Raw genomic sequence first — 21876 nt, 5'->3', positions numbered from 1 at the left:
GCTATGCTCGATCTTCGCGAATATCGCCGCCGCCCCGCGCGCCTGGCCGACTATCTGCCCTGGGCCGCCCTGGTCGCGCCGGGCGTGGTGCTCAACAAGGACGGCGGCTTTCAGCGCACCGCTGAGTTTCGGGGGCCAGATCTCGACAGCGCCACCGACGCTGAGGTCGCCGTTGTCGCCGCGCGCCTCAACAGCGCCCTGCGGCGCCTGGGCTCGGGCTGGGCGATCTTCATCGAGGCCCGCCGTGATCCGGCGGCGGACTATCCGGTGAGCGTCTTTCCCGATCCGGTGTCGGCCTTGGTCGATGCAGAGCGCCGCGCCGATTTTGTCGACAGCGGCGAGCACTATGAGAGCCGCTATTTCCTGACCTTGAGCTACCTGCCGCCGGCGGAGCAACAGGGCCAGGTCGCGCAATGGTTCGTCGAAGGCCAGCAACAGGCCAGACTCGACTGGCGCGCCGAGCTGGCCACCTTCATCGACCGCACTGATCGCGTTTTGGCCTTGCTCGAGGGTCTTTTGCCGCGTTTGGCCTGGCTCGATGACGCCGCAACCTTGAGCGTCCTGCACGGCGCGGTTTCGACCACGCGCCAGCGCGTGGCCGTGCCTGAGACCCCGATCTATCTCGACAGCCTCCTGGCCACGGACGCCTTAACCGGCGGTCTGGAACCGCGCCTTGGAAGGGCGCATCTGCGGGTCCTGACTGTGGTTGGGTTTCCGCCGGCGACGACGCCGGGTCTGCTCGACGAACTCAATCGTCTGGGCTTTGCCTATCGCTGGACGACGCGGGCGCTTTGCCTGGACAAGACGCTGGCGGCGGGCTTGCTCGCCAAGATCCGCCGACAGTGGTTTTCCAAGCGCAAGTCGGTGCTGGTTTTGCTGCGCGAGGCCCTGACCCAGGAGCCCGCCGCCCTGGTTGACAATGATGCGGCCAACAAGGCCGCCGAGGCGGACCTGGCCTTGCAGGACCTTGGCGGCGATGCGGTCGCCTACGCCTATGTCACCACGAGCCTCATAGTCTGGGACGAGGATCCGGCCCGCGCCGACGCCAAGCTCGCCCTAGCCGAAAAGGTCATCCAAGGTCGCGACCTCACGGTCATCCGCGAGAGCATCAACGCCGTCGAAGCCTGGCTTGGAACCCTGCCTGGGCACGCCTACGCCAATATCCGCCAGCCGCCGCTCTCGACCCTCAACCTTGCCCATCTGGCGCCGCTGTCAGCGGTCTGGGCGGGGCCTGAGCGCAACGCTCATCTGGACGGCCCACCGCTGCTGATCGCCCGCACGGCCGGCTCGACGCCGTTCCGGCTCAGCCTGCATGTCGATGATGTGGGCCACACCCTGGTGGTGGGGCCAACGGGCGCGGGCAAGAGCGTGCTCTTAGGGATGCTGGCCCTGTCGTTCCGGCGCTATCCGGGCGCTCAGGTCTTCGCCTTCGACTTTGGCGCCTCCAGCCGCGCGGCGGTGCTGGCCATGGGCGGAGCGTTCCATGACCTCTCCGCGGAGGGCGCGGCGCGTTTGAGCCTGCAACCCCTGGCCAGGATCGATCTGCGCGAGGAGCGCGCCTGGGCGGCGCAGTGGCTCGCGGCGATCCTGGCCCGTGAGGGTGTTTCCATCACCCCGACGGTGCGCGAGCTCGTGTGGGCGGCGCTGGAGAGCCTGGCCAGCGCGCCGGCGCCCGAGCGCACCCTGACGGGGCTTGTGGCCCTGTTGGCCAGTCCGCCGCTCAAGGCGGCGCTCTCTCCGTTTGTGTTGGGCGGCGCCCATGGGCGTCTGCTGGACGGCGCCGACGAAACCGTGGAGGCGGGCGATGTCCAGGTTTTCGAGACCGAGGGACTGGCGGGCTCTGCGGCCGCGCCGGCGGTCCTGGCCTATCTCTTTCATCGGATCAGCGCGCGCCTCGATGGCCGGCCAACCCTGATCCTGATCGACGAGGGCTGGCTGGCGCTCGACGATCCGGCCTTTGCCGCCCAGCTCCGCGCCTGGCTCAAGACCCTGCGCAAGAAGAACGCCTCGGTGGTGTTCGCCACCCAGTCCCTGGCCGATATCACCGATAGCGCCCTTGCGCCGGTGATTGTCGAAAGCTGTCCAACCCGGATCTTCCTGCCCAATCCGCGCGCCCTGGAGCCGCAGGGCGAGGCCGCCTATGGGCGGTTTGGCCTCAATGAGCGGCAAATCCAGATACTGGCGCGCGCGACCCCGGCCCGCGACTACTACCTGCAATCAAGGCTTGGGGATCGCCTGTTTGATCTGGGCCTTGGGCCCGTGGCCCTGGCCTTTTGCGCCGCCTCGTCCAAGGCCGATCAGGCGCTGATCGCCAAGCTGCTGGAACAGCACGGGCCGGCGGGTTTCGCGCCCGCCTGGCTGCGGGCCAAGGGCCTTGGCTGGGCCGCCGAGCTTTTGACGGGCGCCTCGGCCGCATCGGCGCTGACTTTTCCGGAGATCACGTCATGAGCCTCAATCGTCGACGCCTGGCCCAGGCTATGGCTGCAGGCTGGCTGGCCGCCACGTCATTTGCACCGGCCAGGGCTTTGGCCCAGTTCACGGTCTTTGATCCGACCAACTACGCCCAGAACGTTCTGCAGGCCGCCCGGGCGCTGGAAACCATCAACAACCAGATCACCGCCCTGCAAAACCAGGCGCAGATGCTGGTGGGGCAGGCCAGGAACCTGGCGAGCTTGCCCTATTCGTCGCTAAGCGCGCTGCAGGCGCAGGTCGATCGCACGCGCGCGCTTTTGAATGAAGCCCAAGGCCTGGCCTATGACGTCGCCAAGATCCGCTCTGCGTTCCTGACGCAGTACGGGACGGCGGACCTTAGTCTGGACGACGCGGCTCTCAGCACGCGCGCCGAGGCGCGCTGGAGCGCGGCGGTGGCCGGGTTTGAGGACGCCCTGAAGGTTCAGGCCGGCGTGGTCGGCGGCTTAAGGGGCAGCCGCGATCAGTGGGCGGCCCTCATCGACCAAAGCCAGGGCGCGGTCGGCGCGCTGCAGGCCGCCCAGGCCGGCAATCAACTCCTGGCCCTGCAGGCTGCGCAACTGGCCGATCTTCTGGCGCTGAGCGCGGCCCAGGGGCGGGCCCAGGCCCTGGAGGCGGCCGATCGGGCTGCGGCGCGGGCTGACGCCAAGGCGCGGTTTTCCAGGTTCATCGGCAAGGCCGGCGCGCCATGAGCCGTGTCTTGATCTGGAGTCTGGCGCTGGTCCTTTTGGTTGGCGCGGCGGTCTTGGCGGGCCAGGGCTCGCGGCCGGTCGCGCCCGCGCAGTCCGGGGGGACGCCGCGCGATACTGAGCTGGCGCGGTGTCAGCGCCTGGGTGAGGCGGCGGGCCAGGACGCGCGTTGCCAGGCGGCGTGGGCGCGCGCCCGGGCGCGGTTCTTTGGCGAGGCCGGCGCATGAGCGACGTCGGCGTCATCGACCGGTTCTTCGACACCTTCAATCGCTATCTCGACAGCGGCTTTGGGCTGCTGGGCGGGGAGGTGGCGTTTCTCTCCACGACCCTGGTGGCTATCGACGTCACCCTGGCGGCGCTCTTTTGGACCTTGGCCGCCCATGAGGATGTGCTGGCCCGGCTGATCAAGAAGACCCTCTATGTCGGGTTCTTCGCCTTCCTGATCGGCAACTTCCAGGCCCTGTCGCTGATTGTGCTCAAGAGCTTTTCAGGGCTTGGCCTGAAGGCGAGCGGCGCGGGGATTTCCGCCGAGGACTTCCTGCGGCCAGGGCGTCTGGCGGCGCTGGGCGTGTCCTCGTGCAAGCCGCTCCTGGAAGCGGCCGCTGAGCTGGGCGGTTTTCCCGGCTTTTTTGAGAACATCGTCCAGATCCTCATCCTGCTCCTGGTGGCGCTCTTTGTGATCGTCGCCTTCTTCATCATCGCCGTGCAGATCTTTGTGGTGCTGATCGAGTTCAAGCTGGTCACCCTGGCCGGCTTTGTGCTCGTGCCGTTTGGGCTCTTTGGGCGCACCGCCTTCCTGGCTGAAAAGGTTCTGGGCGCGGTCATCGCCAGCGGCGTCAAGGTCATGGTGCTGGCCATCATCGTGGGGATCGGCGCTTCACTCTTTTCGGAGTTCAACGCCGCCGCGCCGGGCCAACCGACCCTGGAGGCGGTGTTGGCCATGGCCTTGGCGGCGCTGACCTTGCTTGGCCTTTCCATCTTTGGACCTGGCGTCGCCGCAGGCCTGGTGTCGGGCGCGCCGCAACTGGGCGCGGGCGCGGCGGTCGGAACCGGCGTCCTCGTCGGTGGCATGGCCATGGCCGGCGCGGCCGGCGCCCAGATGGTCGCCGGCGGAGTCGCCAACGCGGTTGCGGGCGGTGGCGCCGGCGCCGCGGCCGCAGCCGGCGGCGGCCGCTCGCCCCCAACAGGTGCGGGGCCTTCTGGCGACCTTGCGCCCCGATCGCCGCCGGGCGGCGGCGGGGGGAATGCAGAGCGCGCGAGCCCTTCGGCCGCGCCAAGCGGTGACCCTGGTGAGCGGGCCGGGAAGGGCGCGGCCGAGGGATCGGTCCTGGCCAGCCAAACCGATGAGGCGTCCGCGCCGCCGGCCTGGGCCCGGGATCTGCAGCGCCGACAAGCCCTGACCCACGGCGCGGCCATGGCCGTCCATGCCCTTGGCGCGGGCGACAGCCCGGGCGCAGGCCCAGCCCCCAACCTTTCGGAGGACAAGTCATGAGCCCGCTCAAGGGATCGGCCCGCTATGGGGCGACGCCAGAGCCGCAGACCGCCTATCAGCGAGCCGGCCAGGCCTGGGATGATCGGATCGGCGCCGCGCGCGTTCAGGCCTTTCATTGGCGTCTCGTGGCGCTCGGGCTCCTGGCCTTGAGCGCGGGGCTGACCGCAGGGTTGGTCACCCTGTCCTTGCGCGGCGGGGTCACGCCCTGGGTGGTCGAGGTCGACAAGCTGGGCGAGCCGCGCCTCGTCGCGCCCGCCGTCCAGGGCGCTCAGGCCAGCGATGCGGTGATCGCCTGGAGCCTGGCGCGGTTCATCAGCGATGTGCGCACCGTCTCCAGTGATCCGGTGGTGATGCGCCAGGCCTGGCTGCGGGCCTATGACTTCACAACGCCGGACGGGGCGGCGGCCTTGTCCGACTACGCCCGGCGCGCCGATCCCTTCAGTCAGGTGGGCAAGAGCCAGACCACCGTGGCGGTGAGCAGCGTGGTGCGCGCCTCGCCCAGGAGCTTTCGGGTGGCCTGGACCGAGCAGCGGTTCGAGGCCGGGCAGCTGGTGGCCACCGAGCGCTGGGCCGCGATTCTGACCGTCGATCTCAGGCCGCCGCAGACGGCCGAAGGCCTGCGCGCCAATCCGTTGGGCGTCCTTGTCACCGCCCTGTCCTGGTCCAAGGAGTTCAGCACATGAGCCGTCTATTCTTGGGGGCAAGTGGGGTCTGGCTGTTGCTGGCCTCGAGCGCTCTGGCGCGGCCGCCTGAGGGCGACGCGCAGTTGGCGGCGCCGGCCGGCATGGCCCGCGTGGATTGGACAGAGCATACGGTCTATCCGGTGATCGCCACGCCCGGACGCATCACCGACATCGCCTTGGAGCCTGGCGAAGTCCTGGTCGAAGCCGGCGCCATCGCGGCCGGCGACACCGCGCGCTGGGTGATCGGCGACACGACAAGCGGCGCAGGCAGCTCGCGGCGGGTGCATGTGCTGGTCAAGCCGACCGCGCCGGATCTGGCCACCAACCTTCTGATCAACACCGACCGGCGCACCTACCATCTGGAGCTTCGCGCCTCGGCCAGGACCTGGCAGGCGCAGGTCTCCTGGCGCTATCCAACCCCGCCCGCGCCCCTGGTTGTCGCCGCGCCGCCGGCGCCGGCTCGTGCGGCGGGCCCGATCCATCACCGCTATCGCATTGAGGGGGACCATCCGTCCTGGCGGCCGCTCGCGGCCCATGACGATGGCCAGCGCGTCTATCTGACCTTTGGGACGGATGTTCAGTTTGGGGACCTACCACCGCTTTATCGCCTGTCGTCCGATGGCAAGACCCGGGAGCTGATCAACTATCGCATCGAAGGGCGTCAGATCGTGGTCGATCGCCTGTTCGACCGCGTCGAGCTGCGGCTGGGCCTGAAGTCCAGGGTTCAACGGGTGCGGGTTGTTCGGGTCGCCGACGATTTGGAGGCCCGCTGATGAGCGCCGAGCCGGCAAGGTCCGACGCCGAGATCGCCAAGGCGCTGCGCCTGCGGGCGACGCCCATCCCCGTGGCCAAGATCTCGCGCCGCGCCCTGATGGCCGCGAGCGCCATCGTCCTGGTGGGGATTTTCGGCGCGGTCGGTTGGTCGATGCGCGAGCGTGTGCGGCCAGCGCCTAAGCCTGCGGAGGTTGCAGTCGCCGCTACACCGTCGGAGCGCGTCACCGCGTTGCCCAAGGGCTATACCGGTTCGGCGGCGGTTCCGGTTCTTGGGCCGCCGCTGCCGGGCGATCTTGGTCGCCCCATCCTGGCCGCCCAGAGGGCGCAGGGCGCTGACGGGGCAGGGGGCGGCGTGGACGGTGCGCCGGCGTTGGCTCCCGTTGCGGCTCGCCCGCCCGTCGAACCGGCCCTGGACACGCGGACGGCTGTGCGGCGCGCGGCGGCGCCCAGCGATCTCTTTGTGGCCGGGGCGCCTGGGCGCGGCGTTACGCGGGGCGCCTCGCCCCTGGCGGCGGGGATATCGACACCGCAGGATCCGCGAACAACGAGCCTTGAGCGGTTACAGGCGCCGGCCTCGCCCTATCTGCTACAGGCCGGAACCGTGATCCCCGCAGCCCTGATCACGGGCCTGTCGTCTGACACCCCCGGTGTCGCGGTCGCCCAGGTCACCCAGGACGTCCATGACAGCCTGGGCGGCGGCTATCTGCTGATCCCGGCCGGCGCGCGCCTGGTCGGGACCTATGAGGCGGCGATTAAGACCGGCCAAAGCCGGCTTTCCGTGGTCTGGACCCGGCTGATCCTGCCGTCGGGCCGATCGGTGGTTCTTGACAGCCTGCCGGGCGTTGATCTTGAGGGCATGGCCGGCTTGCAAGATCAGGTGGATCGCCACGGCGACCAGATCCTGGCGGCGGGCGCCTTGAGCACGCTCCTGGCGATCGGCGCGCAGAGCGGATCGTCGAGCGACGAGTCTGACCTTGTCCGGGCGCTGCGTCGCGGCGGCGCCGATGCGGTCACCGATGTGGGGCGCCAGGTCGTGGGCCGAAGTCTTGAACGGGCGCCGACGCTGCGCATTCGCCCAGGAACGCCGTTGCGGGTTCTGCTGACCAAGGACCTTGTTTTGGAGCCCTATGCTGGAGGAGATCGCGAATGAACAAGCTCAAGCTTCGTCCGCTGGAGGACGAGACGCCGGTCAAGGTCACGGTTGATTTGCCGGCCGCGACCCATCGCAACCTCTTGGCCTACGCCCAGGCCCATGCGGCCCAGACCGGCGGCAAGGCCGCTGAGCCGGCGCGCCTGGTCGTGCCCATGCTCGATCAGTTCATGGCCAGCGATCGCGCGTTCGTGCGGGGGCGTAAGGGCCGCGAGGGCTAGTCCAGGATGGCTTCGCGCGGCGCTTTCGCGCCGCACTGCGCCAGGGCCGGCGAGCGCGCGGCGGTCACGCTCGGTCCCGCGGCTTTCGCCGCTCCCTCGGGCGCGCCCCTGACGGGCGGCTCTCAAGCCAGGCTTAAGAGCCGCCGCCGCGCGCTCAACGCCGCTTCCCGACCGCGCCAGCGCGGTCTCCTGGCGGGCTTCATGGTTTTGAGGGGCTTTGGCGTTCGCCAAAGCCGGGGCTTGGGGCGCCGCCCCTGGCGCGCTTCGGATCGGCTTCCGCCCAGCTTCGGTCGGCCTTGCCGCCCTGCAGCCGGGTCCCCGCGAAGCCGCCCCTCCGCTTGCACCCCCGGTCTCGCCGACGGGCAAGGGTTCGTGTGTACGAACCCCTGACTTGAAGGATGAGGATCATGGGACAAGTTGTTGATGATCTTGGCTTTGAAGCTTTGGCGCCCCGTATCTACGTGGCGTGTCTGGCCGCCTATAACGCGGGCGTTCTGCATGGGGCCTGGATCGAGGTCGGGGGCGACGCCGATGCGGTCTGGGCCGCGATCCGGTCGATGCTGGAGGCCTCGCCTGAGCCCATGGCCGAAGAGTTCGCGATCCACGATCACGAGGGATTTGGCGGGGTCGAGATCGCCGAATATGCGGGGATCGCGCGGGTGGTCGAGATCGCAAGCTTCCTGCGCGCGCGGGGGCGGTTTGGCGCCTTGGTGCTGGCGCAGGTCGGGGGAGATTTGGAGGCGGCGGGCGCCGCGCTCGACGACCAGTATCGCGGCTGCTTTTCAAGTCTCGCTGACAGCTTGCAGGCGCTGACCGAGGAGACGGTCGACATCCCGCAGGCCCTACGGCTCTACATCGACTACGAGGCCATGGCTCGCGATGCGCGACTGAACGGCGAGGTCTTCACGATCGAGACCGCTCACGATCAGGTTCACGTTTTCTGGACGCGCTAGACGCGGGACAGGGCCGTCAGGACAGCGGCGGCCGCGCCGACGACCAGCAGCGCCAGGGTGACGAGGCCTGCCCACCCGGCGGGGGTTAGAAGACGGGCGGTCGGGCGAAGGCGAGGAGGCATCGGTAGAGGTTAGGAGCTTGAGACGGGCGGCGCTAGGCGTGAGCTAGGCGTCGCGCGCCGCTATGCGATCAGGTGAATTGCGCAGCCTGTCCGTGCTCGGGAGGAAAAACCCGGCGCGCTACGAACAAGCCTGTGATGGGGACGCCTGGAAACCTCTGCGAAAGGACAGAGTGCATCGCCCGAAAGTGCGTCCCTGCGGTGAGAACATCGTCAAAGATCCCGATCTGACGCGGCGGCGGTTCGGCGAGGGCCTCGACGATCTCATAGTCGTCGATCAGCGCCTGAACCGAAATGCGTTCGCCCGGGGCGGCCTCGTGCGCCGCCACGGTGGAGGTGCGCTGGCGGACAAGCTCGCGCATGTCCAGGCCCGGCCGAATTCCTCGCAAAACCCGCGCCATTCGATCGTCAAAGTCTAGATGGTCCGCCGCCTTCGAGCCGGGGACCGGAACAAGGGTGGCGATATCGAGCCACTCGGGGTTTAGCGTATCGGCGAACAGCTTCGCGCAATCGGCTATGGCGCCGGCCTTGTAGCGTAGCTCGGCTGGGCTCGCCGTGCTGGGGCGCTTTTTGAGGTTGTTGATCAGGTTATTGGTCTGGCTGAACGCGTAATTGCGCCCGCTGGTGTACTCGTAGACATAAAGGCAGGTGTCGCTTTCAACCAGCCTCGGGTGGTCGAGGATGTTACTGGCGTCGATCCGCGAAAGCCGCAGCGTCAATCGAGCGCCGCCCAGATATCGTCGGGCGATCGAACCCTGATCGCGCCTTCCTTCAGATATCGCTCGGGCCAGGTGATCTCGCGATTGTGGAAGCAGGAGTCGAGAATGAAGAGCTTGCGGCCTTGATGGACGGCCGCGCGGGCCTGGGTCAGTGTTCCGGACGTCTCGCCCGCCTCAACGATCACCGTCGCTTCGGTCAGGGCGCTCATCGTCACATTGCGCTCAGGGAAGAAGAGGCGGTTCTGCTGAGGGCCTTGGCGCGCATAGCGCAGCACGGGAACCTGTGAAACGACCAGGTGCTCGTGAGCAATGGTCTCTTGCAGGTCGCGGTTGGCTTTAGGGTAGACCGAATTGAGCGGCGTGCCGATCACAGCGATGGTGCGCCCGCCGGCCTCGAGCGCCGCCGTATGGGCGGCCGTGTCGATGCCTTCAGCCAGGCCAGATACGACCGTAAAGTCGCGGCGCACGAACTCCCGCGCCAGGCGCGCGGCGCGTTGGCGGCCCTCCGGCGTGGCCTTGCGGCTGCCGACGATGGCGATCGATCGTGTTTCGGTCAGCTCCCATCCGCCACGATAATAGAGCATCTCCACCGGATGGCGGGCGTCGCGTAGTTTCTTCGGATAGTCACCAGCGTGATGCAGCCGGACACCAAACTGATGCACGCCGGCGCGCTTCATCGCCGCAAAGACTGCGTCGGCGGCTTCGTTGGCGATTGTCGGAGCGACGAAGTCAGAGGGCAGGGCGCTGGGATCGGCGGCGAAGCGGTCAGCGAGAGTCTTGAACGTCGCGCCAGGTTCCAGCCACAGCGCTTCATAGGCGCCGATTTCGAGCCTCGGCGAAATCGCCGATAGGGCGGGTCCATCGCTCCTGAGCGCCAGTTGCATTGAGTCTCTCATTCCGCAGGTCTGAAGCTACGACATCAGCACCCTAGAAGGCTAGCGAGGCGAGTTTGAGACCAGGACCGGATCGCCTGATACAAACCGCTCCAAGGCGCGCCTCCTGCTGGCAGGTCCGCTGGGCAGGGGGGCTCTATGGGCCTGGAAGCGAATGCGCTACCTTTGACCTATGAGCGCCAAAGACCCCCATCTTGAGCGTTGGGCCATCGAGCACCAGCAGGAGATCCAAGCGCGGTCCGAGCATCAGGCCTACGCTATTGGCCCCAAGGGCAGCGGCGCCATGCCTGGAGCGGGCGGTGTGCAATTCGACCACGAGGACAATCAGTGGGGGAAACGCTCCTTGGTGTTCGAGGCGCGGCCAGTGCTGCTCGGGCGCGTTGAGATCCGCGCGGAATTGACCACCCAGGCGCCGGACCAGGTTCGGGGACACAGAAAGTCCGCCTACATCACCACCACGCCGCAAGCGCTGCGCGATCTGGCGCGCCAGTTGCTCGAAACGGCCGATGCGGCGGATCGGAAAAAGCCGCGCCCGACCGCTGTCGATTAGTCGTCCGGATCTGTCCAGGTTGGGAGTAGGGCGGCCGCGGCGTGGACGGCTGTGGCTTTAATGTGTGTGTAGCGCCGCAGCATCTTCCAGTCCTTGTGTCCCGTGATCAGCGCGACCTGCTCGAGCTTTAGGCCAGCCTCGAACAGGCGGCTGGTGGCCTCGTGGCGCATGTCATGGAAATGGAGATTGTCGATTTTCAGCTTTGCGGCGGTGCGGGTGAAGGCGGCGCTGATCGCGTTGGCCGTATAGGGGAAGATGCGATTGTCGGCATTGGTCCGGATCGCGCGCTGGGCCTCGATTAGGCCTAGCGGGTCGTAGCCGGTGATGTCGACGAGCGGGACGCGCTGGTCGTTGCCGTATTTGTCGCGTGGGTCCTTGCGATCGCGGATGATCACCGTTCTGGCGCGGACATCAAGGTCGCTCCAGGTGATCTGGCAAATCTCGTCCTGGCGCATGGCCGTGCCGATCGCGAACTGAATGATCCGGGTCATCGGATTGCGTTGCCAAGGATTGTTGTCGAACGCCGCGAAGAGGCGCTCCAACTCCTCCTGGGTCGGGCGACGATCGCGCTCCTGGCTCTTGCCGATCAATCCGAGGTGTTTGAGCGCCAGGCGGCCCTTCTCGATAGGTTCGAGCTTGGTGTCGATCTCGTGCACCGCCGAGGCGTGGGCGAACACCAGCTTGATCCAGCCGACGTACATGCCGACCGTCACGGGGCCTGTGCCCCCACGGGCGCGCGCGCGACCAAAATCGATGATGAATTGCCGATCGATCTTGGCGTAGGGCGTTTCACCGATCGTGCGGCGCAAGTGAAGCAGCGCTTCGAGCTTGGTCCGTCCCACACGCTTCCGGGCGTCGGCCATGTCCTGGATGTGCAGATCGATCAGATGCCCGAGGGACGTCTTATCGGCGATGTATGTCTTCTTCGGCGTGCTGCCCTTGTCGATCGCGCGCTCTTGAGCCGTGGCCCAACGCCGCGCGTCCTCGCGCAGCTTGAAGGTCTCGCTTATATAGCGCCCCTTCCGACGGATGATGGCCCGCCATGACCCGGACGGCAGATTCACAAAGGTGGCCATTTTCGTGTACGCCATGTGAACATTGAGGCGTCGGACGGTGGAGAAAATCTGCGTGGAACGGCGTGTTTTCGGCGGTTTCTCTACGTGTCCAACTCGTTGATACTATGATAAAAAATATGAAATTTCAAGCTCATAGATTCTCTACGGCTCCGATGATGGACTGGACGGATCGGCACTGCCGGTCACTGCATCGCGTGCTCTCGTCGCAGGCGCTCCTCTACACCGAGATGGTCACCAGCGGCGCGGTGGTGCATGGGGATCGCGACAAGCTGCTGGGCTATGACCCCGGCCAGCATCCGGTCGCGTTGCAGTTGGGTGGTTCGGACCCGGTCGAGTTGGCGCAGGCGGCGCGGATCGCCGAGGATTTCGGATACGACGAGGTCAACCTGAATGTCGGCTGCCCTTCGGATCGTGTCCAAAGCGGCCGGTTCGGCGCCTGTCTGATGCGCGAGCCCGATCTGGTGGCCGAGTGCATGGCGGCGATCAAGGATGCTGTGCAGGTTCCGGCCACGGTGAAATGCCGGATCGGCGTCGACGACCAGGATCCCGAGGACAGTCTTTTCACGCTGGTCGATCGCTGCGCGGCGGCCGGGATCGAGACCTTCGTCGTACATGCGCGCAAGGCTTGGCTCCAGGGGCTGTCGCCCAAGGAGAACCGTGACATCCCGCCGCTCGACTACGATCTCGTCTATCGGTTGAAGCGCGAGCGCCCCGGCCTGACGATCGCGATCAATGGCGGCGTGCCGAGCGTCGACGCCGCGTTGGAGCACCTGGCGAAGGGCGTGGATGGGGTCATGCTCGGGCGCGCGGCCTATCACGAGGCGGGCTTGCTCGGGCAGGTGGACCGTCGCGTGTTCGGGCTCGACGTCGATGATGTCGACAGCTTCCAGGCTGTTGAGCGTTACAAGCCCTACCTCGCGCGGGAGTTGGCCGCCGGAACGCATCTGGCGGCGATGAGCCGACACATGCTGGGTCTGTTCCATGGCCTGCCCGGCGCGCGCGCCTGGCGGCGGATTTTGACGGTTGAGGGCGTCAAGGCGGGCGCCGGTCTGGACGTGGTGGACCGCGCTCTAGAGGCCGTTCGAGTCGCCTTGGCGTCGCGCGAGGAGCGGTCGGTCCCGGCGGCCGAATAGTTCAGGGGTGCAGGATCAGCGAGGTTTGGGTGGCTTCGAACCGTGACAGGCGACCCAGATAGCTCATGCCCAGCAGCGAGTTTTCCAGGCCCTTCTCGATGACGAGGGCGTCGACGTCGCGGACCCGGGCGCCGGCTATGGAGACGCTGGCCAGCTTCACGGCGGCGGCGCGGGTGCGGCCGTCAGCGGTGATCACATTGTAGTCGTAGGTGAGCCGGCTGGTGTCGATGCCCAAGCGCTGGGCGTCGGCCATGCTGAGCGAAACGGCGGTCGCGCCCGTATCGACCAGGAACCGCACGGCCTTGCCGTCAACATTGCCCTGGGCCCAGAAGTGGCCATCGCTGTCTTTGGAAAGCTGGGCTGCGCCGCCTTCGGCTCCGCCAAGGGTCGCCGTCGCGGCCGACGGTGCGCGAAGTTGCGGATGACGCAGGTCGTCCAGCGAGACGACGGCTTTCGCGGCGCCGACCGCCGACAGGGCCCCGACAAGGGCGATGACCGCGAACCTCAACATAGAAGACACCCTGCCTTGTAGGCCTTGAGACCGCTTCTGCGATCGTTGCCTGAATGATTAGCGGCGAGGCGTTTTCAATGGATGAATCGGGAGTGCTAATTTTTGAAATTGGTTACTGAAATAATAACGAAGCGTTCGTGTAACTCATTTTGTCCTAGGGTTCGGTGAACTATGGATCGTTCCTTAAGCTAAGAGCCAGTTATTCTAGGTGACGCTTTCGCTCGGGTCACCGAGGTCCTTGCGTTGAAGCCATCAGCGCGACCATCGGGTCGGGGCGATGGGGCAGCGCGGCCATCACCGCGTCGCGTTCAGCGTCGGTGAGGCGCGCCCACCCGGCGATTTCGGGCAGGGTTCGGCGACAGCCTAGGCAATACCCGGAAGCGCCGTCGACAGCGCAGACCTTTACGCAGGGGGTGACAATAGGGCGTGGGGGTTGGGCGCTCGTCGTCATGCTTCTCAGCATTCCCGTTCGCCGCTGCGGGCGCAAGGGTTTGCGGGGGAGGGGGCTTGCTTTGGGCGAGGACCGGTTTAAGTCCGCCCCATGACCGACCAGACCGCTTCTCCCTTCTCTGACATTCGCCAGCTCGCGATCTCGCCGCCGCAGCCGGGACCGTCGCCGACGCTCGGACAGGGTGGGCGTCTGGCCGAAACTTCGGCTTGGTTGACGGCCTGGTCCGGCAAGACTCCGCCCGCCGTCAATCGGCCGGTCGTCGCGCTTTACGCCGGCGCCCGTCAGGGCGTGGGCCCTCGGGGGTGGGCGCGGGAGCGTCTGGAGGCGATTGCGGCCGGGGGGGCGACCGTTTCCCGCCTGGCCGGCGTTCAGGGCGCGGGCCTGGAAGCCTTCGACCTGGCGATTGACCGGCCTTCGCCGGACATGGTGGCCAAGGCCTCGATGAGTGAGAAAGAGGCGGCCGCCACGATGGCGTTCGGCATGGAGGCTCTGGCCAAGCAACCCGATCTGCTGATCCCCGGCGTCATCGTCGCCGAGCCTGCGCGCACCGCGGCTGCTGTCTGCCTGGCGCTGTTTGGCGGCGAGGCGTCGGACTGGTCGGATGATCCGGAGCCTGTCTCCGCAGCCGTCGCGCGAGCCCGGGGCGAGGGGATGGGCGATGATCCGCTTGAGATCCTCCGCCAGTTGGGCGGTCGGGAGACCGCCGCCGTGGCTGGGGCCATCCTGGCCGCGCGCGTCCAGAAAGTCCCCGTGCTGCTTGACGGTTACGCCGCCTGCGCAGCCGCCGCGATTGTTCAGGCGATCGAGGCGACGGCGATCGACCACTGTCTCGCAGCGCACGTGAGTCCGGCGACTGGGCACGCCAGGTTGCTGGCGCGGCTTGGCAAGTCCCCGCTCCTGACCCTCGAAACCAACGACGAGGAGGGCGTCGGCGGCGTTTCGGCGCTGGCTTTGGTGAAGCTGGCTTGCGAGGTCCGGTAGGGGCGTTCGAGAGGGCTTAAGTGAACGCGGATAATATTCACTTCCGTTGACGCTAACGTCATCTTTCCAAACGGGCGTTCGACCCATATCATGACTCCCGAAACGCAATAACGGCCCCCATCCGAGGGACCGATTGAACGGGAGCTCGCCATGAATCTCGACTTCTCGCCCGAGGACCTCGCCTTCCGCGACGAGGTTCGCGCCTTCATCGCCGAGAACTATCCGGCCGGGCTGCGCGACAAGCAGGAAGAAGGCGAGGAGATGGCCAAGGAGGATTTCCTCTCCTGGCACCGCGTTCTCGCCAAGAAGGGGTGGGTGGCTCCGGCCTGGCCGACGCAATACGGCGGTCCGGGCTGGACCTCGGTGCAGCGCTACATCTGGTCGGAAGAGACCGCGCGCGCCGACTGCGTGCCGATCCTGCCGTTCGGCATCAACATGGTTGGCCCGGTGATCTACACCTTCGGCACGCCCGAGCAGAAGGAACGCTTCCTGCCGGCGACGCTTTCGGGCGACATCTGGTGGTCGCAAGGCTACAGCGAGCCGGGCGCCGGCTCCGACCTCGCCAGCCTCAAGACCAAGGCCGAGCGCTTCACCGGCGATGACGGCAAGGAGTATTATCTGGTCAACGGCCAGAAGACCTGGACCACCATGGCCCAGCACGGTGACTGGATCTTCTGCCTGGTCCGCACCGACCCCAACGCCAAGATCCAGGAAGGCATCTCGTTCCTGTTGATCGACATGAAGTCGCCGGGCGTCACTGTGCGTCCGATCATCACCCTGGGCGGCGAGCACGAGGTCAACGAGGTCTGGCTCGAGAACGTCAAGGTGCCGGTCGAGAACCGCATCTATGAAGAGAACAAAGGCTGGACCTGCGCCAAGTTCCTGCTGGCCCACGAGCGCTCCGGCATCGCTGGCGTGGCACGTTCCAAGCGCGGCATCGAGCGCATCCGCCAGATCGCCTCAACGGAGCTGAGCGACGACGGCGACGCGCTGATCAAGGATCCGATGTTCAAGCGCAAGGTCGCCGAACTTGAGATCGACCTGACGGCGCTAGAGTACACCGAGCTGCGCACCCTGGCGGGCGAAGCCGCCGGCAAGGGCCCCGGGCCGGAATCCAGCGTCCTGAAGATCAAGGGCACCGAAATCCAGCAGCGGATCACCGAACTGGTGCTGGAGGCCGCCGGCCACTACGGCGCGCCCTATTTCCGCGGCTTCCCGAAGGACGGCGACAACGCCCATCCGATCGGTCCGGACTTCGCCCACCGCTCCGCCCCGACCTATTTCAACGTCCGCAAGACGTCGATCTACGGCGGCTCGAACGAAATCCAGCGCAACATCATCGCCAAGATGGTGCTGGGGCTCTAGCGCAGGCTGTCATCCCGGGCGCGCCGGAGGCGTGACCCGGGACCACCCAATTCACTGACTTTGACGATCCCGGCGCTCCGCTTTGCTGCGGCCGGGATGACAATCAAAAAGAACGGAAACCCAGGGATGGATTTCAACTTCACAGAAGAGCAGTCGATGGTCCGCGACTCCGTCGCGAGCTTCCTTCAGGACAAGTACGACTTCGACACCCGCCGCAAGATCGTCAGCTCGGACGCCGGCTGGCGCGCCGACTACTGGAAGGCCTTCGCCGAGGAGCTGGGCATCCTGGGCGCTTCGTTCAGCGAGGAACTGGGCGGCCTCGGCGGCGGCGCCATCGACAACATGATCATCATGGAAGAGTTCGGTAAGGCGCTCGTCATCGAGCCCTATCTGGGCACCGTGGTGATCGGCGGCGGCTTCATGAAGCACTCGGGCTACGCCGGCGCGGCGTCGGTCATCGAGGGCATCGTCGGCGGCTCGACGACCATCGCCTTCGCCTATGCCGAACCGCAGGCCCGCTACACCTGGCAGGATCTGAAGACGACCGCCAAGAAGGACGGCTCGGGCTGGGTCCTGAACGGTCACAAGGCTGTGGTGGTCGGCGCGCCGTTCGCCACGCACCTGATCGTGACGGCCCGCACGGCCGGCGCCCAGCGCGACGCCGGCGGCGTGGGCGTGTTCATCATCGACAAGAGCCTGTCGGGCGTCGTGACCCGCGACTATCCCACGGTCGACGGCAACCGCGCTTCGGAAGTCTATTTCGAGAACGTTTCGATCCCGGCCGAGGCCCTGATCTCGGAAAGCGGCCTGGCGCTGGTCGAGCAGGTCATGGACGAAGCCACCGCCGCCGTGGGCGCCGAGGCTGTCGGCGTGCTGCGCAAACTGCACGAGGGCACCCTCGACTACGCCAAGCAGCGCAAGCAGTTCGGCACCTCGATCGCCAACTTCCAGGTGCTGCAGCACCGGATGGTCGACATGTTCATCGAGGTCGAACAGTCGGTGTCGATGACCTATATGGCCACCATCAAGGTCGGCGAGAGCGCCGCCGAGCGCGCCAAGGCCGTCTCGGCGATGAAGGTCCGCATCGGTCGCGCCTGCAAGTTCGTCGGCCAGAACGCCATTCAGATCCATGGCGGCATGGGCATGACCGACGAGTTGGCGATCGGCCACTACTTCAAGCGCGCGACGATGATCGAAGGCCTGTTCGGCTCGGTCGATCATCACCTGAAGCGCTATGAATCTCTGTCGTTCGACGCGGCCGCCTAAGGCCGTCTACGGACCAACGGATTGAACTGCAGAGGCCGCCTGCGTCATCGCGACGCGGGCGGCTTTGCTTTGCGTGGTAGTCATCTGGAGCAGGTGTCAGCTGTTCTCAGCTTCGGAGATCGGGAAATGCCGGCGCTGCAAAGCCTGTCGCAGAACTGACAGTGTGCGGACTAAAATTCCGAAGCTTTTCAGGTGTCTCTCCTCAGCTCATCCGCATGCGGACATGATCTCTATACGGACTAATTTAGCTTGCAAGGTCGCGCCATGCGCGCATTCTTGGCGACGACGCGCTGACGACTAGGAGGGTGAAAGCCCCTGTAAGCCGCGCGCGTCTCCTGGTCCTAACGGCACTATCTGGGAGACGCCGCCATGAACGTATCGAAGATGAACCACGCCATGCTTTCGTTCGCCTTGCTGGGCGGCATGCTTGTGGGCGGCAGGCCCAGTTCGAAACCGCCGAAGTCCTCCGCGCCGAAATCTGGGCGAAAGTAGCGAACGTCACCGAAAAAATAAGGCCTCCGCCAGCTAGGGCGGAGGCCTCTGCTTTTTGGGTTCGCCGAAGGGCCTTAGCCCTTTTTGGCGGCCGTGTTGCACTCGGCCAGCGCTTCGCCTTCGATCGCGGCGCCGCGATAGGTGAACGCCGTCAGCTCACCGACTTGGGCGGCCAGTTTGCGGCAGGCGCGAGCGGCCGGCAGGGAACGGGCCTTGGCCGTCGTGCAGGTGTCGCCGACGCAGCGCCAGGCCGAACCATCGTGAATGAACGACTCGGTCGTCAGGGCCGTCTTCAGCTTGAGCGAGGCGCCCTCGGTGTCTGCGGCGAAGGCCGGCGAGACGAGCGCGCAGGCCAAAAGGCCCGCGAAAATAGCGGTACGCATTCCTACAGTCTCCTATCCCCGCGCTGGATGGGAGTTCCAGCGCATGAGCGCGCGATCGGGAGCGCCGCGCACCTCCGGGCATAGTGCGTTTTCTTTGAAAACTAAGTCAAGCGCCGAAGCGTTTCTGGCGCGCCCGATTGGTAGATTTCGGTGTCCCAAGCCAGAAGGGCGGGCGTCACGTCCTCGGCCCTTTCGACAGAACGCCAAGCGCTCGCGAGATCGGGTGGGGTTAGGCCTCGGTCGATCGTGTGCCGGATCAGGGCGAACAGCGGGTCCCAGAAGCCGCCGGGGTTATGGAACACAATCGGCTTCTGGTGAAGATCTAAACGGCGCCAAGATAGCAGTTCGACAATCTCTTCCAGGGTGCCGATGCCGCCGGGCAACACGACGAAGGCGTCCGAACGCTCGAACATCATCATCTTTCGCTCGTGCATGCTGTCGACGATGACAGTCTCCACGTCGTCGAAGGGTTGTTCTCGACCGCGCAGGAAGGTTGGAATAATCCCCAGAACCGCCCCGCCGGCCGCGTGAGCGCCCCGAGCCGCGGCCCCCATCAATCCCACGCCGCCGCCGCCATAGACCAGCTTCAAACCGGCCTTGGCGAAACTTTCGCCGACGGCGAACGCCGCGGCGACATAGGCCGGGTCGGCGTCGTTCGACGAGCCGCAATAGACGCAGACAGCGTCCAGGCGCCTGGACTCGTGGGACATCGTCGTCCACTCCAAAAAAGACAATGGCGCACGGGGATCGCGCGCCACCGGTTCGTTCCTATTTGAGGCCGCATGATCAGGATTCGCTCACGGGGTTTCAAGCTATCGATCTCAGTGCTCGCCGCAGCGACGCTGCTGGGGGCTTGTGATCGTGGAGCGTCGAGCGACTCCAAGCGCTCGGAGAAGGCGGATAGCGCCGAAGCGGGCTATCTCCCGCCGCCGGCGCTTGAGAGCGTTCAGCGAGCCGGCGGGCGCCTAACCCTGGCGGGCGTGGCGTTGCCAAACGCTGACCTTCGTCTGGGCTCGCCCGAGGGGGAGGTCGTCTTGGGCAAGGCGGACGGCGAGGGGCGGTGGGCGGTTGTCGTGCCGATACAGGCGGGCGTTCGCTTGTTCGGCCTTTCCATGACCCGTGACGGTCGTACGGTGCAGGCCGAAGGCTATGTCATGGTCTCGGAGGAGGGGCACGTCGCTCTGCTCCGCGCGGGCGCCGGCGCGTGGCGGCTGGCCCCGACGTCGAACGCGCCCAGAATTTTGGCGGTCGACATCGATCGCGCGGGCGGCGCTGTTGTCTCGGGTGTCGCCGCGCCTGGCGCGGGCTTGAATGTCCGGGTTGACCGCGTCGTCAGCGGCGGCGGTCGCGCGGATGACGCCGGCCGCTTCTTCGTGGCGTTGAAGGACCCGATGTCTCGGAGCGCTCACGACGTCCAGGTGGGCGGGGAGGGGGGCGAGGATCAGGTGACGATCCCGGCGACGCCACCCTTGGCGCTCACCTCGGGTCCCGTTCGGTCCGAACGTGTCGCGACAGGTTGGCGAATCGACTGGGTGACGCCGGGCGGCGGCGTCCAGACCACCCTACTCATCCAGGACAGTCGTCGATGAGAGGCCTGGGCGGGCCGCCATCGCCCGGCCGTGAAGCGGTCGCCGGAGCGATCGCCAAGGCTGACCAGCCTGTTCGCTTCTGGAAAGCGATGGGCGATCTTGCGCGCTTGGTGCTGCGGTCCAATGCGCCAGGCTTGCGCTGGCGGGTCGCTGTCGCGCTGCTGCTGACCTTGGTGGGCAAGGTGCTCGGCGTGCTCGCGCCGCTGATGCTGGGCGAAGCGGTGAACCGGTTGTCCGCGGGGCAAGGCGTGGCGGTGACGATCGCCCTGACCTTCGCAAGCCTTGCGGCGGGCTGGGCTCTGGTGCGTTTCATTTCGGCCGCAGCGCCTCAGGCGCGCGACACGATCTTCACGCCCGTGGCCCAGGCGGCGCAGAACCGCGCAGCGGTCGAGACCTTCTCGCACGCTCTGTCCCTGTCGATCGATTTCCATCAGTCCAAGCGCACCGGTTCTCTGTCGCGGGTCATCGATCGCGGCGCACGGTCAATGGACTTCTTGCTGCGCAGCCTGGTGTTCAACCTGGCGCCGACCGGGATCGAGCTGATCCTGGCCGCCGCCGTACTGGCCAAGGCCTATGACTGGCGGTTCGCTGCGGTGGCGCTGGTGACGGTCGCCATTTACGGCTACCTGACCTTCGCCATTTCGGACTGGCGGATCGGTCATCGCCGCGCTCTGAACGAGGCCGACGCTGAGGCGGCCGGTCGCGCGGTCGACGCCCTCTTGAACTATGAGACGGTCAAGTCGTTCGGCGGCGAGGCGCGGGCGGTGGCGGGCTATGAGCGCGCGCTGGACGTCTATGGCCGGGCTAACATCAAGGCGGCGCAGTCTCTGAACCTGCTGAACCTTGTCCAATCGGCGGTCATGAGCGTCGGTTTGGGCGTCATGGCGGTGCTGGCGGGATCGGAAGCCGCACATGGCCGGATGGGCCCCGGCGACGTCACGGCGGCCGTACTGATTCTGATCAACCTCTATGCCCCGCTGAACATTCTGGGCTTTGCCTACCGCGAGATCCGCCAGTCGCTGATCGACATGGAAGCGATGTTGAATCTTCGCCGGCAATCGGCCGACGTGGCCGACGCGCCGGACGCCAAGGATCTGCCGCCGTGCGCCGACCAGCGTGGCGGAGCTGTGGCCTTCGAAACGGTCTCGTTCCGCCATGGCGCGCGATCTGAGGGGCTCAGCGAGGTGTCGCTCACCGTAGCACCAGGCTCCACCGTTGCGATTGTGGGACCTTCGGGAGCCGGAAAGACAACCCTGGTGCGCCTGGCGTTGCGGATGATCGATCCTCAAGCTGGACGGGTCACGCTGGACGGCCAAGACCTCAAGACCCTGACCCAGGCGTCGCTGCGCAAGGCCGTCGCGCTGGTGCCGCAGGATGTGGCGCTATTCAACGACACCCTCGCGGCCAATATCGCCTTCGCCAAGCCCGAGGTTAGTGAAAGCGAAGTCTGGGCGGCCGCTGAAGCGGCCGAGCTCGGCGATTTTATCCGCAGTCTCCCGGAAGGCATGGCGACCAAGGTCGGCGAGCGTGGCTTGAAGCTGTCGGGCGGTGAGCGCCAACGCGTTGGGATCGCCCGCGCGCTGCTGGCCGAGCCGCGCGTGCTCATCCTGGATGAGGCGACCAGTGCGCTCGACAGTCGCACCGAAGCGGCCATCCAGGCGACCTTGCGCAAGGCGAGGGCTGGGCGCACGACCCTTGTGGTGGCGCACCGCCTTTCCACGATCGCCGACGCCGACGAGATTGTCGTGCTTCGCCGAGGCAAGGTCGTTGAGCGCGGTCGCCACGAGGCCCTGCTGGCCGCCGGGGGAGAGTACGCCGCACTCTGGCGTCGTCAGACCCGTGAACGCGAACCGGTTTAGGGATTGCCGCCGGCTCTGCGGGACCTATATCGCCATCAACCAACTTCCTGGAGCACCG

Annotated in this window: 25 protein-coding genes; 17 read left to right on the top strand and 8 right to left on the bottom strand. The window is 66.6% G+C overall.

Going from position 1 to position 21876, the window contains the following annotated elements; all coding sequences use genetic code 11:
- The first annotated feature begins 3 nt into the window (after positions 1 to 3).
- From trbE to J2X45_RS04890, 9 genes are all read left to right on the top strand, one after another.
- Positions 4 to 2448, top strand: a complete 2445-nt coding sequence (trbE, locus tag J2X45_RS04930; RefSeq protein ID WP_310211925.1) for a conjugal transfer protein TrbE — start codon at positions 4 to 6, stop codon at positions 2446 to 2448.
- Complete coding sequence (trbJ, locus tag J2X45_RS04925) at positions 2445 to 3161, top strand: P-type conjugative transfer protein TrbJ (RefSeq protein ID WP_310211922.1); 717 nt, start codon at positions 2445 to 2447, stop codon at positions 3159 to 3161. Before trbE ends, trbJ begins: the two co-directional genes overlap by 4 nt.
- Complete coding sequence (trbK-alt, locus tag J2X45_RS04920) at positions 3158 to 3385, top strand: putative entry exclusion protein TrbK-alt (RefSeq protein ID WP_310211919.1); 228 nt, start codon at positions 3158 to 3160, stop codon at positions 3383 to 3385. The genes trbJ and trbK-alt overlap by 4 nt, the downstream gene beginning before the upstream one ends.
- Positions 3382 to 4650: a P-type conjugative transfer protein TrbL gene (gene trbL, locus J2X45_RS04915; protein WP_310211916.1), complete on the top strand. Its 1269-nt coding sequence runs from the start codon at positions 3382 to 3384 to the stop codon at positions 4648 to 4650. Before trbK-alt ends, trbL begins: the two co-directional genes overlap by 4 nt.
- Positions 4647 to 5333, top strand: a complete 687-nt coding sequence (gene trbF / locus J2X45_RS04910; protein ID WP_310211913.1) for a conjugal transfer protein TrbF — start codon at positions 4647 to 4649, stop codon at positions 5331 to 5333. The genes trbL and trbF overlap by 4 nt, the downstream gene beginning before the upstream one ends.
- Positions 5330 to 6106 (top strand): P-type conjugative transfer protein TrbG, encoded by a 777-nt coding sequence (gene trbG / locus J2X45_RS04905; protein ID WP_310211910.1) that lies wholly within the window; start codon positions 5330 to 5332, stop codon positions 6104 to 6106. The genes trbF and trbG overlap by 4 nt, the downstream gene beginning before the upstream one ends.
- Complete coding sequence (locus tag J2X45_RS04900) at positions 6106 to 7257, top strand: TrbI/VirB10 family protein (RefSeq protein ID WP_310211908.1); 1152 nt, start codon at positions 6106 to 6108, stop codon at positions 7255 to 7257. The genes trbG and J2X45_RS04900 overlap by 1 nt, the downstream gene beginning before the upstream one ends.
- Positions 7254 to 7478: a DUF2274 domain-containing protein gene (locus tag J2X45_RS04895; protein ID WP_096051539.1), complete on the top strand. Its 225-nt coding sequence runs from the start codon at positions 7254 to 7256 to the stop codon at positions 7476 to 7478. The genes J2X45_RS04900 and J2X45_RS04895 overlap by 4 nt, the downstream gene beginning before the upstream one ends.
- Before the next feature lie 407 nt (positions 7479 to 7885).
- Positions 7886 to 8431 carry an antirestriction protein ArdA gene (locus J2X45_RS04890; protein WP_310211903.1) on the top strand — a complete coding sequence of 182 codons (546 nt, stop codon included), beginning with the start codon at positions 7886 to 7888 and terminating at the stop codon, positions 8429 to 8431.
- On the opposite strand, the gene J2X45_RS04885 is transcribed toward J2X45_RS04890, so the two are convergent.
- The 3 genes from J2X45_RS04885 to J2X45_RS04875 all read right to left on the bottom strand — a co-directional run bounded on the left by J2X45_RS04885 (position 8428) and on the right by J2X45_RS04875 (position 10153).
- Positions 8428 to 8553, bottom strand: coding sequence for a hypothetical protein (locus tag J2X45_RS04885; protein WP_310211901.1), 126 nt, complete (start codon positions 8551 to 8553; stop codon positions 8428 to 8430). The two genes, J2X45_RS04890 and J2X45_RS04885, sit on opposite strands and share 4 nt — an antisense overlap.
- Positions 8554 to 8621: 68 nt before the next feature.
- Positions 8622 to 9269 carry a hypothetical protein gene (locus tag J2X45_RS04880; RefSeq protein WP_310211898.1) on the bottom strand — a complete coding sequence of 216 codons (648 nt, stop codon included), beginning with the start codon at positions 9267 to 9269 and terminating at the stop codon, positions 8622 to 8624.
- On the bottom strand, positions 9266 to 10153 hold the full coding sequence (locus tag J2X45_RS04875) for a DNA-processing protein DprA (protein WP_310211896.1): 888 nt from the start codon (positions 10151 to 10153) through the stop codon (positions 9266 to 9268). Before J2X45_RS04875 ends, J2X45_RS04880 begins: the two co-directional genes overlap by 4 nt.
- A gap of 181 nt (positions 10154 to 10334) precedes the next feature.
- Here J2X45_RS04875 and J2X45_RS04870 point away from each other — a divergent pair, with 181 nt between their 5' ends.
- Positions 10335 to 10712, top strand: a complete 378-nt coding sequence (locus J2X45_RS04870; RefSeq protein WP_310211895.1) for a hypothetical protein — start codon at positions 10335 to 10337, stop codon at positions 10710 to 10712.
- Here J2X45_RS04870 and J2X45_RS04865 read toward each other — a convergent pair.
- Positions 10709 to 11803, bottom strand: coding sequence for a site-specific integrase (locus J2X45_RS04865; protein WP_310211893.1), 1095 nt, complete (start codon positions 11801 to 11803; stop codon positions 10709 to 10711). The two genes, J2X45_RS04870 and J2X45_RS04865, sit on opposite strands and share 4 nt — an antisense overlap.
- An 89-nt stretch (positions 11804 to 11892) precedes the next feature.
- Here J2X45_RS04865 and dusA point away from each other — a divergent pair, with 89 nt between their 5' ends.
- The gene (gene dusA / locus J2X45_RS04860; RefSeq protein ID WP_310211890.1) at positions 11893 to 12921 is read left to right on the top strand and encodes a tRNA dihydrouridine(20/20a) synthase DusA; all 1029 of its coding nucleotides are present in this window, start codon (positions 11893 to 11895) and stop codon (positions 12919 to 12921) included.
- 1 nt (position 12922) lies between these two features.
- Here dusA and J2X45_RS04855 read toward each other — a convergent pair whose 3' ends face one another.
- Together J2X45_RS04855 and J2X45_RS04850 are read right to left on the bottom strand one after the other, a co-directional pair.
- Positions 12923 to 13441: a TIGR02281 family clan AA aspartic protease gene (locus J2X45_RS04855; protein WP_310211888.1), complete on the bottom strand. Its 519-nt coding sequence runs from the start codon at positions 13439 to 13441 to the stop codon at positions 12923 to 12925.
- 217 nt (positions 13442 to 13658) lie between these two features.
- The gene (locus J2X45_RS04850) at positions 13659 to 13883 is read right to left on the bottom strand and encodes a DUF1289 domain-containing protein (RefSeq protein WP_310211885.1); all 225 of its coding nucleotides are present in this window, start codon (positions 13881 to 13883) and stop codon (positions 13659 to 13661) included.
- 90 nt (positions 13884 to 13973) lie between these two features.
- Between J2X45_RS04850 and J2X45_RS04845 the strand changes: the two genes are divergently transcribed.
- From J2X45_RS04845 to J2X45_RS04830, 4 genes are all read left to right on the top strand, one after another.
- Positions 13974 to 14864 carry a nicotinate-nucleotide--dimethylbenzimidazole phosphoribosyltransferase gene (locus tag J2X45_RS04845; RefSeq protein ID WP_310211883.1) on the top strand — a complete coding sequence of 297 codons (891 nt, stop codon included), beginning with the start codon at positions 13974 to 13976 and terminating at the stop codon, positions 14862 to 14864.
- Positions 14865 to 15014: 150 nt separating this feature from the next.
- Positions 15015 to 16229, top strand: a complete 1215-nt coding sequence (locus tag J2X45_RS04840; protein ID WP_310211881.1) for an acyl-CoA dehydrogenase family protein — start codon at positions 15015 to 15017, stop codon at positions 16227 to 16229.
- Positions 16230 to 16355: 126 nt separating this feature from the next.
- Positions 16356 to 17495, top strand: a complete 1140-nt coding sequence (locus tag J2X45_RS04835; protein ID WP_310211879.1) for an acyl-CoA dehydrogenase family protein — start codon at positions 16356 to 16358, stop codon at positions 17493 to 17495.
- 354 nt (positions 17496 to 17849) lie between these two features.
- A complete protein-coding gene (locus J2X45_RS04830; protein ID WP_310212109.1) occupies positions 17850 to 17987 on the top strand; it encodes a hypothetical protein in 138 nt (45 codons plus the stop codon).
- 74 nt (positions 17988 to 18061) lie between these two features.
- Here J2X45_RS04830 and J2X45_RS04825 read toward each other — a convergent pair whose 3' ends face one another.
- Together J2X45_RS04825 and J2X45_RS04820 are read right to left on the bottom strand one after the other, a co-directional pair.
- Positions 18062 to 18370 (bottom strand): CC_3452 family protein, encoded by a 309-nt coding sequence (locus J2X45_RS04825; RefSeq protein WP_310211878.1) that lies wholly within the window; start codon positions 18368 to 18370, stop codon positions 18062 to 18064.
- A gap of 101 nt (positions 18371 to 18471) precedes the next feature.
- Positions 18472 to 19080 carry a TIGR00730 family Rossman fold protein gene (locus J2X45_RS04820; RefSeq protein WP_310211877.1) on the bottom strand — a complete coding sequence of 203 codons (609 nt, stop codon included), beginning with the start codon at positions 19078 to 19080 and terminating at the stop codon, positions 18472 to 18474.
- 72 nt (positions 19081 to 19152) lie between these two features.
- Between J2X45_RS04820 and J2X45_RS04815 the strand changes: the two genes are divergently transcribed.
- Both J2X45_RS04815 and J2X45_RS04810 read left to right on the top strand, forming a co-directional pair.
- The gene (locus J2X45_RS04815) at positions 19153 to 19959 is read left to right on the top strand and encodes a hypothetical protein (protein ID WP_310211875.1); all 807 of its coding nucleotides are present in this window, start codon (positions 19153 to 19155) and stop codon (positions 19957 to 19959) included.
- Positions 19887 to 21818 (top strand): ABC transporter ATP-binding protein/permease, encoded by a 1932-nt coding sequence (locus J2X45_RS04810; RefSeq protein WP_310211872.1) that lies wholly within the window; start codon positions 19887 to 19889, stop codon positions 21816 to 21818. The genes J2X45_RS04815 and J2X45_RS04810 overlap by 73 nt, the downstream gene beginning before the upstream one ends.
- Positions 21819 to 21876: the final 58 nt, after the last annotated feature.

The sequence above is a fragment of the Caulobacter sp. BE264 genome (assembly GCF_031457805.1).
Taxonomy (GTDB): Bacteria; Pseudomonadota; Alphaproteobacteria; order Caulobacterales; family Caulobacteraceae; genus Caulobacter.
The sequence above is the reverse complement of the archived record's forward strand: the minus strand, read 5'-3'. Positions and strand labels throughout refer to the sequence as shown.

Excerpts from the sequence above, each read along its gene's own strand:
- trbE (WP_310211925.1), top strand. The coding sequence starts at position 4 with ATGCTCGATCTTCGCGAATATCGCCGCCGCCCCGCGCGCCTGGCCGAC.
- trbJ (WP_310211922.1), top strand. The coding sequence starts at position 2,445 with ATGAGCCTCAATCGTCGACGCCTGGCCCAGGCTATGGCTGCAGGCTGG.
- trbK-alt (WP_310211919.1), top strand. The coding sequence starts at position 3,158 with ATGAGCCGTGTCTTGATCTGGAGTCTGGCGCTGGTCCTTTTGGTTGGC.
- trbL (WP_310211916.1), top strand. The coding sequence starts at position 3,382 with ATGAGCGACGTCGGCGTCATCGACCGGTTCTTCGACACCTTCAATCGC.
- trbF (WP_310211913.1), top strand. The coding sequence starts at position 4,647 with ATGAGCCCGCTCAAGGGATCGGCCCGCTATGGGGCGACGCCAGAGCCG.
- trbG (WP_310211910.1), top strand. The coding sequence starts at position 5,330 with ATGAGCCGTCTATTCTTGGGGGCAAGTGGGGTCTGGCTGTTGCTGGCC.
- J2X45_RS04900 (WP_310211908.1), top strand. The coding sequence starts at position 6,106 with ATGAGCGCCGAGCCGGCAAGGTCCGACGCCGAGATCGCCAAGGCGCTG.
- J2X45_RS04895 (WP_096051539.1), top strand. The coding sequence starts at position 7,254 with ATGAACAAGCTCAAGCTTCGTCCGCTGGAGGACGAGACGCCGGTCAAG.
- J2X45_RS04890 (WP_310211903.1), top strand. The coding sequence starts at position 7,886 with ATGGGACAAGTTGTTGATGATCTTGGCTTTGAAGCTTTGGCGCCCCGT.
- J2X45_RS04885 (WP_310211901.1), bottom strand. The coding sequence starts at position 8,553 with ATGCCTCCTCGCCTTCGCCCGACCGCCCGTCTTCTAACCCCCGCCGGG.
- J2X45_RS04875 (WP_310211896.1), bottom strand. The coding sequence starts at position 10,153 with ATGCAACTGGCGCTCAGGAGCGATGGACCCGCCCTATCGGCGATTTCG.
- J2X45_RS04870 (WP_310211895.1), top strand. The coding sequence starts at position 10,335 with ATGAGCGCCAAAGACCCCCATCTTGAGCGTTGGGCCATCGAGCACCAG.
- J2X45_RS04865 (WP_310211893.1), bottom strand. The coding sequence starts at position 11,803 with ATGGCGTACACGAAAATGGCCACCTTTGTGAATCTGCCGTCCGGGTCA.
- dusA (WP_310211890.1), top strand. The coding sequence starts at position 11,893 with ATGATAAAAAATATGAAATTTCAAGCTCATAGATTCTCTACGGCTCCG.
- J2X45_RS04850 (WP_310211885.1), bottom strand. The coding sequence starts at position 13,883 with ATGACGACGAGCGCCCAACCCCCACGCCCTATTGTCACCCCCTGCGTA.
- J2X45_RS04845 (WP_310211883.1), top strand. The coding sequence starts at position 13,974 with ATGACCGACCAGACCGCTTCTCCCTTCTCTGACATTCGCCAGCTCGCG.
- J2X45_RS04840 (WP_310211881.1), top strand. The coding sequence starts at position 15,015 with ATGAATCTCGACTTCTCGCCCGAGGACCTCGCCTTCCGCGACGAGGTT.
- J2X45_RS04835 (WP_310211879.1), top strand. The coding sequence starts at position 16,356 with ATGGATTTCAACTTCACAGAAGAGCAGTCGATGGTCCGCGACTCCGTC.
- J2X45_RS04825 (WP_310211878.1), bottom strand. The coding sequence starts at position 18,370 with ATGCGTACCGCTATTTTCGCGGGCCTTTTGGCCTGCGCGCTCGTCTCG.
- J2X45_RS04820 (WP_310211877.1), bottom strand. The coding sequence starts at position 19,080 with ATGTCCCACGAGTCCAGGCGCCTGGACGCTGTCTGCGTCTATTGCGGC.
- J2X45_RS04815 (WP_310211875.1), top strand. The coding sequence starts at position 19,153 with ATGATCAGGATTCGCTCACGGGGTTTCAAGCTATCGATCTCAGTGCTC.